This window comes from Flavobacterium sp. (genome assembly GCF_029945805.1).
Classification (GTDB): Bacteria; Bacteroidota; Bacteroidia; order Flavobacteriales; family Flavobacteriaceae; genus Flavobacterium.
Genome location: NZ_JAQSDH010000019.1, coordinates 39,063 through 49,487 on the forward strand (window position 1 = coordinate 39,063; position 10,425 = coordinate 49,487).

The 10,425-nt window shown below is 35.3% G+C and carries 10 protein-coding genes; 7 read left to right on the forward strand and 3 right to left on the reverse strand.

Features of this window, described 5'->3' with window-relative positions; translation table 11 throughout:
* Nucleotides 1–134: 134 nt before the first annotated feature.
* Nucleotides 135–1,754 carry a hypothetical protein gene (locus PSU83_RS04640; protein ID WP_300587221.1) on the forward strand — a complete coding sequence of 540 codons (1,620 nt, stop codon included), beginning with the start codon at nt 135–137 and terminating at the stop codon, nt 1,752–1,754.
* A gap of 1 nt (nt 1,755) precedes the next feature.
* Here the strand turns inward: PSU83_RS04640 and PSU83_RS04645 are convergent, their stop codons facing one another.
* Entirely contained in the window at nt 1,756–2,085 is a 330-nt protein-coding gene (locus PSU83_RS04645; protein WP_300587224.1) for a hypothetical protein, read from the reverse strand.
* A gap of 27 nt (nt 2,086–2,112) precedes the next feature.
* Between PSU83_RS04645 and PSU83_RS04650 the strand changes: the two genes are divergently transcribed.
* The 6 genes from PSU83_RS04650 (at nt 2,113) to PSU83_RS14775 (ending at nt 7,509) form a co-directional block, all read left to right on the forward strand.
* Nucleotides 2,113–2,289 carry a DUF5522 domain-containing protein gene (locus PSU83_RS04650; protein WP_300587226.1) on the forward strand — a complete coding sequence of 59 codons (177 nt, stop codon included), beginning with the start codon at nt 2,113–2,115 and terminating at the stop codon, nt 2,287–2,289.
* A gap of 135 nt (nt 2,290–2,424) precedes the next feature.
* Nucleotides 2,425–4,407 (forward strand): urocanate hydratase, encoded by a 1,983-nt coding sequence (locus PSU83_RS04655; RefSeq protein ID WP_300587227.1) that lies wholly within the window; start codon nt 2,425–2,427, stop codon nt 4,405–4,407.
* Between the two features lie 80 nt (nt 4,408–4,487).
* Nucleotides 4,488–5,024 (forward strand): DUF4136 domain-containing protein, encoded by a 537-nt coding sequence (locus tag PSU83_RS04660; protein ID WP_300587229.1) that lies wholly within the window; start codon nt 4,488–4,490, stop codon nt 5,022–5,024.
* 236 nt (nt 5,025–5,260) lie between these two features.
* Nucleotides 5,261–7,015 carry an aromatic amino acid hydroxylase gene (locus PSU83_RS04665; RefSeq protein WP_300587231.1) on the forward strand — a complete coding sequence of 585 codons (1,755 nt, stop codon included), beginning with the start codon at nt 5,261–5,263 and terminating at the stop codon, nt 7,013–7,015.
* A 186-nt stretch (nt 7,016–7,201) separates the two neighbouring features.
* Complete coding sequence (locus PSU83_RS04670; protein WP_300587234.1) at nt 7,202–7,369, forward strand: hypothetical protein; 168 nt, start codon at nt 7,202–7,204, stop codon at nt 7,367–7,369.
* A gap of 47 nt (nt 7,370–7,416) precedes the next feature.
* Nucleotides 7,417–7,509 (forward strand): hypothetical protein, encoded by a 93-nt coding sequence (locus tag PSU83_RS14775; RefSeq protein ID WP_363319871.1) that lies wholly within the window; start codon nt 7,417–7,419, stop codon nt 7,507–7,509.
* A gap of 219 nt (nt 7,510–7,728) precedes the next feature.
* Here PSU83_RS14775 and PSU83_RS04675 read toward each other — a convergent pair whose 3' ends face one another.
* Both PSU83_RS04675 and PSU83_RS04680 read right to left on the reverse strand, forming a co-directional pair.
* Nucleotides 7,729–8,196: a hypothetical protein gene (locus PSU83_RS04675; protein ID WP_300587237.1), complete on the reverse strand. Its 468-nt coding sequence runs from the start codon at nt 8,194–8,196 to the stop codon at nt 7,729–7,731.
* 159 nt (nt 8,197–8,355) lie between these two features.
* Complete coding sequence (locus tag PSU83_RS04680; RefSeq protein ID WP_300587238.1) at nt 8,356–10,314, reverse strand: DUF2779 domain-containing protein; 1,959 nt, start codon at nt 10,312–10,314, stop codon at nt 8,356–8,358.
* Nucleotides 10,315–10,425: the final 111 nt, after the last annotated feature.

Sequence of the window (10,425 nt, forward strand, 5' to 3'; positions counted from 1 at the left end):
CCTCAAGCTTTAAAAAAACCTTTACAAAAAAAGTAAAGGTTTTTTTAGTTTATACACAAATTAACTTGCTTAAAATTAGACAATTAAATAGTATATACTTATATTTATAGTCCTTAAAATTTAAATCTTGTAAGATGAAAAAACTTTACATATTATTCTTATTAAGCACATTCCTTGGACATTCGCAAGTTGGAATAGGGACAACAACGCCTCAGGGAGCTTTAGATATAACCTCAACTACAAACGGCATGTTAGTGCCAAGAGTCATATTAACTGCGACCAACGTTTCAGCGCCTGTTGTGAATCCGCAGGGCGGAGCTTTGCCTAGTGGAACTTTAGTTTGGAATACCGCCACTGCAGGAGTTTTTCCAAACAATGTAATTCCGGGATTTTATTATTGGAATGGAACTATTTGGAGATCCGTAACGGGCGCTGAAGCAAATGCATGGTCACTAACCGGTAATGGTGGAACTAATGGCGGGAATACAACAACCGCCGGGACTAATTTTCTTGGAACCACAGATGCTCAAAATATCGATTTCAGAACCAACAATAATTTCGTGGGAAGATTTAGTTCTTTAGGAGAATTTTTTGTGGGTACTTTGAACACCACTTTGCCTGGAGACTTAATGAATGCTGTTGGTAATAACACATTCCCGTGGGCCGTAAATGGTTACACTTCCTTTACTGGAGGTGCTGTATATGGTGGAGTTATCGGAGGAGCTACAAACTTCGCAGCAGTGCAAGGCGAATATAGCGGATCAGGTATCAATGGTAATGGTGTTAGAGGATTATCATCATCCACAGCATCTGGTTCAAATTTCACAAATTTAGTTTCCGCTGGAGTTAACGGTTCGTATGTAGTACCAACTCCAAGAAACTATGCCTTTGGGGTTTTTGGTTCAGTTGGTTCAAATGCATATGTTGGCAGTATTCGCTCTGGAGGTGTTTTAGGAACTGACCTTTTTGCCTCTGGCGCACTAGGCTATTATGCTGCCAATGGAAATGATTATTCAGTATATGGATTCGGACAAGGTCATACTACTGGAGGTCTTACTGGTAGATTTAGCGGGAATTCAAACAGTCAAAATTCAAATTCCGTAAACACCCTAATAGGGTTAGGAATATATGGCGGAGTTATTGGCGGCTGGATAAAAGGAGATGAATATGGAACCGTATTTTCAGGCAATCGATTTGGTAATTATACTATCGGCAAAACCATAACAAACGAAAACTTTATCGTTTTATCCGGAAAAGAAAATAAAATAGCCACTTATGCTTCCACTTCTTTAAATGTAGATGTCAATGCCAAAGGAATTGGAAATTTAGTCGATGGTAATGCTAGTATTCGCTTTGATAAAAATTTTGTATCACTTTTATCCACAGAAAAACCCATTATAGTTACAGTTACTCCAATTGGCCAAAGTAATGGATTATATTTAGTTTCGTTGGATTCGCAAGGGTTTACCATAAAAGAAAACAATAACGGAAATTCAAACATCGCTTTTACTTGGATTGCGATAGGAGAAAAATCAGGATACGAGAACCCGAAAATTTCTGAAGAAATTTTGGATAAAAACTTTGAACATAATTTAACCGAAGTAATGCACGATGAAACTATTGATGGCGGAAAAGCAATTTGGTCTGAAAACGGAATTGTAAAATTTGGAAATAAAGCACCTTTTCAAACTGTAAAAGAAACTTTATCAGAAGAAGCAAAAAAACTTGCCCGAGATAAAACGAAATCAAAATAAATTAGTTCAAATAATTTAAAAATTTCCAATAAGATCTTTGCTTTAAATAGTTAAGGTCTTTTTCGTTTTCATAAGCCTCGCGTTCAAATGAAATACTGTGGTAAGCTTTGTCTTTGTTTTTACAAATTATAAATCGAGCCAAAAACTCCACTCCATACCATATAAAAAAGGGCAGAATCAACATTTCCAATTGTTGTCTTATATGAATTCTTTCATGATTAATCAGTATCCTATTTTGCTTCAAATCCGGTTCTGAAACAACGATAAAAGGAAATAAAGTGATTCCACGAAACCCTTTTGGAATTAAATATCTGGAAACGATTACAAACATTTATGATAAAGCTTTAAATTTGTACCTATGAATGAGCAAAATAATGAAAATAAATTAATCGAAGGCGAAGATTTTTACATTACACCCGAAGGTTATCGATGTTTCACCGAAAAATACCACTTAAAACGTGGCTATTGTTGCCGAAGTGGTTGCAGGCATTGTCCGTACGGTTTTGACAAAAAAACAGGAACTATAAAAAAATAATTAGGGCGTTACCACAAGGGTCGGGCTTTCCGCAGTACACGGTACTTGCTACAATCCCTAACGCAGGCAATAATAACGACAAGTTATAAAAATCTAACAAGTCTAAAAATCTAACACTTTAAGAAGTCTAAAAAAATGACATTTCAAGAACAAATACAACAAGGAATTCCATCCGTTTTACCCAATCCGAAACCGTACGAAACCGAAATCAACCATGCTCCTAAACGAAAAGAGATTCTTTCAGAAGAAGAGAAAAAACTGGCTTTAAAAAATGCTTTACGCTACTTTGAACCGCAACATCATGCCTTATTACTAGGCGAATTCAAAGAAGAATTAGAAAAATATGGCCGCATTTACATGTACCGTTTTCGCCCGGACTACAAAATATTCGCCCGACCAATTTCAGAATATCCAGGAAAATCAGAACAAGCAAAAGCCATTATGCTAATGATTCAAAACAATTTGGATTATGCCGTGGCACAACATCCACACGAATTGATTACGTACGGCGGAAATGGAGCGGTATTTCAAAATTGGGCGCAATACCTGCTCACAATGAAATACCTATCGGAAATGACTGACGAGCAAACCTTAACAATGTATTCGGGTCATCCCATGGGATTGTTTCCTTCACACAAAGAGGCACCAAGAGTTGTGGTTACAAACGGAATGGTAATTCCAAATTACTCCAAACCGGATGATTGGGAAAAAATGAATGCGTTAGGCGTTTCACAATACGGACAAATGACCGCAGGAAGCTATATGTACATTGGTCCTCAGGGAATCGTACACGGAACCACAATTACAGTTTTAAATGGATTTCGAAAAATTAAAAAAGCACCAAAAGGTGGTTTGTTTGTTACCTCAGGACTCGGCGGTATGTCAGGAGCACAACCCAAAGCGGGCAATATTGCTGGTTGTGTAACGGTTTGCGCCGAAGTAAATCCAAAAATAACCCACATCCGACATTCACAAGGCTGGATTAACGAGGTGATTGAAGATATCGAAGACCTAGTACCAAGAGTCAAAAAAGCACTTCATGATCAAGAAGTTGTTTCAATTGCCTATCTCGGAAACATTGTTGATGTTTGGGAACGATTCGATCAAGAAAACGTCCATGTCGATTTGGGTTCTGACCAAACTTCATTACACAATCCATGGGCTGGCGGCTATTATCCCGTTGGAATTTCGTTTGAAGATGCTAATGAGATGATGGCCAACAATCCAGCAAAGTTTAAAGAGGAAGTCCAAAAAACATTACGCCGTCACTCCAAAGCAATTAATAAACACACTGCTAAAGGAACGTATTTCTTTGATTATGGCAATGCCTTTTTACTAGAAGCTTCTCGTGCCGGAGCGGATGTATTTGCTGAAAATCATATCGATTTTAAATACAATAGTTATGTGCAAGACATCATGGGACCCATGTGTTTTGATTATGGTTTCGGTCCGTTTCGATGGGTTTGTGCTACTGGAAATCCGGAAGATTTAGCCAAAACAGATAAAATTGCTTGTGATGTTTTGGAAGAAATGATGAAAAATTCGCCTCACGAAATCAAACAGCAAATGGCCGATAACATTCAATGGATTAAAGGTGCTCAAGAAAATAAATTAGTCGTAGGTTCACAAGCCCGAATTTTATATGCTGACGCTGAAGGTCGGATTAAAATTGCCGAAGCCTTTAATCAAGCTATCGCGCGAGGTGAAATTGGAACTGTAATTTTGGGTCGTGACCACCATGACGTATCTGGTACCGATTCGCCCTATAGAGAAACTTCAAACATTTATGACGGCTCTCGGTTTACTGCCGATATGGCAATCCAAAATGTGATTGGAGACAGTTTCCGCGGTGCCACTTGGGTTTCTATTCATAACGGCGGTGGCGTGGGTTGGGGCGAAGTTATAAATGGCGGATTCGGTATGGTTCTTGATGGTTCAGCAGACGCTTCACGGCGCTTAGAGTCAATGCTTTTCTGGGATGTCAATAACGGAATTTCAAGAAGAAACTGGGCTCGAAATGAAGGGGCTATTTTTGCAATTAAAAGAGCTATGGAGACGCAACCTTTATTAAAAGTTACCATCCCTAACGTAGTTGATGATTCTTTGTTAGATTATTAAACTTCCTATATGGTTAGACACTGTAAAGAAGATAGTAATTTTACACTATAAGAAGTCTAAAATACTTAAAAAATAAAAATATGAAAACAGTTAAAATTTTACCGTTACTACTACTCTTCCTTGTCGTTTCATCCTGTTCTTCTGTAAAAGTTAACGCAGATTACGATAAGAAAGTAGATTTTACTTCGTACAAAACCTATGCATTCTACAAAAGTGGTATTGATAAAGTTGAAATATCAGATTTAGACAAAAAAAGAATTCTACGCTCAATTGAAGAAATCATGCTAGCTAAAGGTTTCATGTCAAGTGAAACTCCCGATTTGTTAATCAACATTTTTACCAAAGAAAGAGAACAAGTGGACGTAAACCAATTCAACGTGGGTTGGGGATACGGTTGGGGATGGGGTTGGAATCCATGGATGATGAACGGAAGCTCAGCTGTTTCCAGCTATCCAGTTGGAACACTCTTCATTGATATTATTGATGCCAAGAAAAAAGAATTGATCTGGCAAGGCGAAGGTGAAGGGGTCTTGACAAAAGACACTAACAAAAAGGATGAAAAAATAAAAGAATTTGTGACTAAAATTCTGGAACAATATCCACCGAAGAAAAAGTAATACGTATTCAGAGGGCAGCTTACAAATAATTTAAAATCGCATTCTTGTTAATTGACGAGACTGCGGTTTTTTTTAGCCCAGATTGCAATGGAAATCCTTTTTTATTTAAAAAAGATTGCAATGGAAAGCTGGAAATGGCTCCTCAATCAATATTAGAATAGAATTTTTTTATGATAAATATCACGCTTCTTTAGTCTAAGATTTGTAAATTTACCCTAAACAATACCTAAAAATTTATGGAAGCAGCATTTGAAAGCAACCCCTTGATAGATAGATTACCAAAGCATTTAAAGCAATTTATCAAGCCTCAAGATTATGCAGATTACACACCCATCAACCAAGCGGTTTGGCGTTATGTGATGCGTAAAAATGTTGATTATCTTTCAAAAGTGGCGCACAATTCTTACTTGGACGGTTTGAAAAAGACCGGTTTGGAAGTGGATAATATTCCAAATATGTATGGCATGAACCGAATTTTGAAGGAAATTGGTTGGGCTGCTGTAGCGGTAGATGGTTTTATTCCACCGAATGCTTTTATGGAATTTCAGGCGTACAATGTTTTAGTAATTGCTTCCGACATTCGTCAGTTAGAACATATAGAATATACTCCGGCTCCAGATATTATTCACGAAGGTGCTGGACATGCTCCTATTATTGCCAATCCGGAATATGCGGAATATTTGCGCCGTTTTGGTGAAATTGGATGCAAAGCGATTTCGTCTCATCGTGATTATGAAATGTACGAAGCTGTGCGTTTACTTTCAATTATTAAAGAAGCAGAAGGCACTCCACAAGCCGATATTGATGCCGCCGAAGCACAAGTTGATTTTCTGCAAAACAATATGGGTGAATTATCTGAAATGGCCCGAATTCGCAATCTGCATTGGTGGACCGTAGAATATGGTTTGATTGGAACTGTTGAAAACCCCAAAATATATGGTGCCGGATTGTTATCTTCCATTGGTGAAAGCGCCTGGTGCATGACGGATGAAGTAACCAAAATTCCATATGATATTTCGGCTGCCGATCAAAGTTTTGACATCACAAAACCGCAACCTCAACTATATGTAACTCCAGATTTTGCGTTCCTCAGCCAAGTTTTAGAAGAATTTGCTAATACTATGGCAGTCCGAAAAGGCGGACCAAAAGCAGTTCAGAAACTTATTGATTCCAATTCAATAGGAACCATTGAATTAAGTACTGGTTTGCAAATATCAGGTATTTTTACTAACGTTATTGAACACAACGGAAAATCTATTTATATTCAAACAACAGGAAAAACAGCGTTATCCTATCGTGAAAAAGAATTAGTGGGGCACGGAACCAGTCAACACAAAGATGGTTTTGGAAGTCCTCTAGGTATGTTAAAGGGAATTAATTTGGCCATTGAAGACATGAGTCCACGTGATTTACGTGCGTATGATATTTATGAAGCCGAAAAAGTAACACTTGAATTTGAAGGTGGCATTACAGTTACTGGAGAAATCATCACAGGTTCTAGAAATCTGCAGGGCGAAATTATTATTATCAGTTTTAAAAATTGCACCGTTACTCATAACGAAACCATTTTATTTCAACCAGAATGGGGTATTTACGATATGGCTGTGGGTAAAAAAGTGATTTCAGCATTTTCGGGTCCAGCAGATGTAAATAGTTTTGACATGATTAATCATGTTCCGTCAAGCCATACCATAAAAGCTAAAAAATCAGTACAGCGAGAAGAATTAGAAGGTTTATATAAAGCCGTTAGAGCAATGCGTGAAAGAAAAGAAAGCAAATCTTTAGCACAAATTTTTGAAACTTTGAAATCAAATCACCCAAATGATTGGTTGTTGTCGATTGAAATTGTTGAGATTTTAAAAGATGAAAATCAACCCGAATTACTGGAACAAGTACTCATTCATTTAGAACAACTAAAAGAGAACCGAACTGAAGTTGCCAAATTAATTAGCAACGGTTTAGAATTAATTTTTAAAAACGAATTGGTTTAGATTAATAGTTTAAACAAATAGTAAAATGCCTTTTGAAAAATTTCAAAAGGCATTTTTTGTACTATAATGTTTAGCGGATTGAAATTACTTTTGCAAAACACAATACTAAACTAATAATCTGGAAAAATGTAACATTTGTTAAAGCATAAAAGTTCCCCACATTTTATCTTTGTCAAAAAAAATATTGTGGGAATTTTAAGCATGTTAGGTTTAGACAGTAAATCGGAAAGTATAAAAGACTTTACATACAAAGGCGCCATTATTATTGATGTTCGAACCGCTGGTGAATTCTGTGAACGACATTTCAAAAACTCCAAAAATATTCCATTGGACAATACTGCTGTAAAATTTTAGAAATACAAAAACTAAACAAACCAGTTATTGTTTGTTGTCGTTCGGGAATGAGAAGCGCTCAGGCGGCATCAATTCTTAAATCAAATGGTATCGAAGTTATCAATGGCGGCAGATGGCAGAACTTGGGAAGCAAATTTTAAAAAATATTCCGCAAAAAGTAGCGGTTGAAAAATAACATACAAAAATTTAAAAAATTTTAAGAGCATATAAAAGTAACTATTTGAGGGTTCGAAAATATTTTGCTTTGGACCTAAATTTGCTTACTAGATAAAAACGCCCTTTTTAGGGCGTTTTGTTTTTAATTTTTTAGTAAAAGTGTACTTGACTGCGGAAGCTAAGCTCTTTAATCAATTTATACTTTAATTGTTTGCTAAAGTAAATAAAATAGGTCGTGGCAGACCTCCTTCAACGATTTCTGCTAATTTTCCTTTGTAATTTCCATCAGCATAGTAAATTTTATTTCCCTCTTTTACAAACGCTAATTTGCCTTTGTAGTTTCCATCCGCAAAATATGCTTTTTCTGCTACTATAACCATATACAGATTGCCTTTGTAATTTCCGACAGCATTGTATATTTTTTCTCCTTCAAAAAGCCATGCTAATTTACCTTTATAATTACCTTGAGCATAAAAGAGCTTATTGCCTTCATTTATAAAAGCAAGTTTGCCTTTATAATTTCCGTCTGCATAATAAATTTTTGTTCCCTCAACAACGTATTTTAATTTTCCCTTATAGTTGCCATCGGCATAGAAAATTTTTGTTTGAGCCATAGTGGCAAGAAATGTTAGGAAAATAAATAATGTGAGGACTATTTTTGTAAGTTTCATTTTTTAAGTTTATTGTTTTCATAAATAGTTAAACCGATGCACATGAGATTAATTCGAATAACTTAATTTTCTTAAATATTACAATAGATCAAATGAGTTATTCATGATGAGCTTAATGTGGGGCATTTACTGAAAACACTTTGCAGAGCTGGGTTTTACTTAATTAGTTAATTCCTTTAAATGCTCATAAATCATGACCATTGCAAGCGTATCCAATTCACAATATTTTAAAAGTCCAGATGTTATTTCGTTTCTTTCTTTTTCTGTCATGTCTTGATATTGCAATTTTGCATAAGCCGTTAGAGCTGCACCACCGTCTGAAATATTTTCCATTTCAGATATATTCTCGTCCAATTCAATATTTTCCCAACCTTCAAAAAGTGGAGGAAGCATTTTGTATGGATTAACAACTTCATTATTTAGTAGCGCAAGCCAAATGTGATTTTCATCAAAGTTTTTACTGCTTAGAGTCAACAGTTTTAAAGGCTGACTATATTTATGTTGTAAAAAACTGCTGTATTTTAATACAGCTGGCAATACTGTCTTTATAGAATTCGATCCCTTAGTATATGGATTGTAATAATACTCCTTTACTATTACATTTAAATCAATCATATTTCGAACACCAGTCCAAATTTGAGCAGAGTTTTTGGTTGAATTTGTTATCGTTTTTAAAAATTCAATCAATTCTAATTTATCAATTTCCGATGAAACTTCTAATTGTTTTATAATAGCATTCAAAATGGAATTTTCGTGTGTTGCGAATCGGAATATGCTGCCTTCGTCATTTTCTAAAGCTTTTTGCAAAGCTCTTGCAAAAATGAAATTCGGAAATTCACCAGGAGTATTACTTATAAATTCAGATTGATGTCCTATAGTCCCATTTTCATTATAAACATGATGTGAAAATTGAAAAGCAACTTGTTCATAAGGACTTCTTCCTGCTGTGAAGGGAAGTGCAACGGTACTTGTTTCAAAATCGATGAAATGCAAGGGAAATTTCCATTTTTCCATTTCAGCTTTTAAACCTTCTTTTTCAACATATATAGTTGAATCATTTTTTCTTGCTTTTTCTACTTGAATCCACTGCCGAGCGCTTGGGGAGATTTTATCTACAGCTGGATTTATTTTGAAGTCATCTTCTACTAAATCATCCATAAACAATCGCTTTTCTTCCATTAGATTCCCACCTCTAAAGTTCCAAATTTCCATTGCATTTGGAGTTGTAAAGTCTTTTGCTGTCCAATTAAATTGTTTGCCAAAACAATGTTCAAAACCAGACAATAAACCTATTTCTTTATCCTCTGGAGAGGTTTTAAATTCACATTTTTTACAAGTGCTAAAATTGGTTGGCCAATTGAGATATTTTTTTTCTTGATAAGCATTTCTGAACAATAACATAGCTTCAGAAAAGTTTAGATTTTCAGAATAGCTATATCTGCCTTCAATAATTGCATTAATAATAGTATCTACATTTTTTTCTGATAATACGGAATCCCCAGCTTCTTCAATTGTGCTGATTTTTTTTACTATATCCGTTCTAGGATTTCCTTCCAGTGGAACCCGAAATAATTGATTTAATCCGTCTATACTTGCTGTTTTAGTTTTGTCTGCCATCATTAGATAGGCATCAACTTCAAAATTTGGGTAAGCCATTTGCACCACTTTCTTTTGAAAGGCTAAGTCAAATAAGTAGGGTTTCCATCCACTAACCAAAGCTCCTTTTTTACCAATAAATAAATTCTCATCAGTTGGGTCAAATGATTTTGCTTTTACTTCGATTAAACGAATACTATTTCCTTTTTTTTCTAAAATATCGGTACGAATGTAAAAACCATCAATTAAAAATGCAGCTTCATAAATAACCGCATTTTCTTGATTTAAAACTTCTTTAGTTAGCTGTACTGCTTTTTCATACTCCTTAGGTTCTGTGTCAATAAAAACACCATTTGGATAATGTAATCTTGCCAATTCCTCCACTTGAAAACCGCCTTGAGCCAATGCTTTCAGAAAAGAGTCCTCATTTTTTTTATTAGCAAATGTGTTATCATTTGTAAAATAGAGTTTATTAGGGCATTCAAGTCCTAATTTGAAACGGGATTTTGAGAGTACTCGCATTAATTTTATAATTTAAATTACTTAAATAAAAATTCCTCCTGTAATTTCATTAATAATTAAATCATTGTTGTCCGATAAAAAAGAAGCCAAAAAGATGGCTTCTTTAAATGA

Coding starts and splice junctions, on each gene's coding strand:
- PSU83_RS04640 (WP_300587221.1), top strand. CDS start 135: ATGAAAAAACTTTACATATTATTCTTATTAAGCACATTCCTTGGACAT.
- PSU83_RS04645 (WP_300587224.1), bottom strand. CDS start 2,085: ATGTTTGTAATCGTTTCCAGATATTTAATTCCAAAAGGGTTTCGTGGA.
- PSU83_RS04650 (WP_300587226.1), top strand. CDS start 2,113: ATGAATGAGCAAAATAATGAAAATAAATTAATCGAAGGCGAAGATTTT.
- PSU83_RS04655 (WP_300587227.1), top strand. CDS start 2,425: ATGACATTTCAAGAACAAATACAACAAGGAATTCCATCCGTTTTACCC.
- PSU83_RS04660 (WP_300587229.1), top strand. CDS start 4,488: ATGAAAACAGTTAAAATTTTACCGTTACTACTACTCTTCCTTGTCGTT.
- PSU83_RS04665 (WP_300587231.1), top strand. CDS start 5,261: ATGGAAGCAGCATTTGAAAGCAACCCCTTGATAGATAGATTACCAAAG.
- PSU83_RS14775 (WP_363319871.1), top strand. CDS start 7,417: ATGAGAAGCGCTCAGGCGGCATCAATTCTTAAATCAAATGGTATCGAA.
- PSU83_RS04675 (WP_300587237.1), bottom strand. CDS start 8,196: ATGAAACTTACAAAAATAGTCCTCACATTATTTATTTTCCTAACATTT.
- PSU83_RS04680 (WP_300587238.1), bottom strand. CDS start 10,314: ATGCGAGTACTCTCAAAATCCCGTTTCAAATTAGGACTTGAATGCCCT.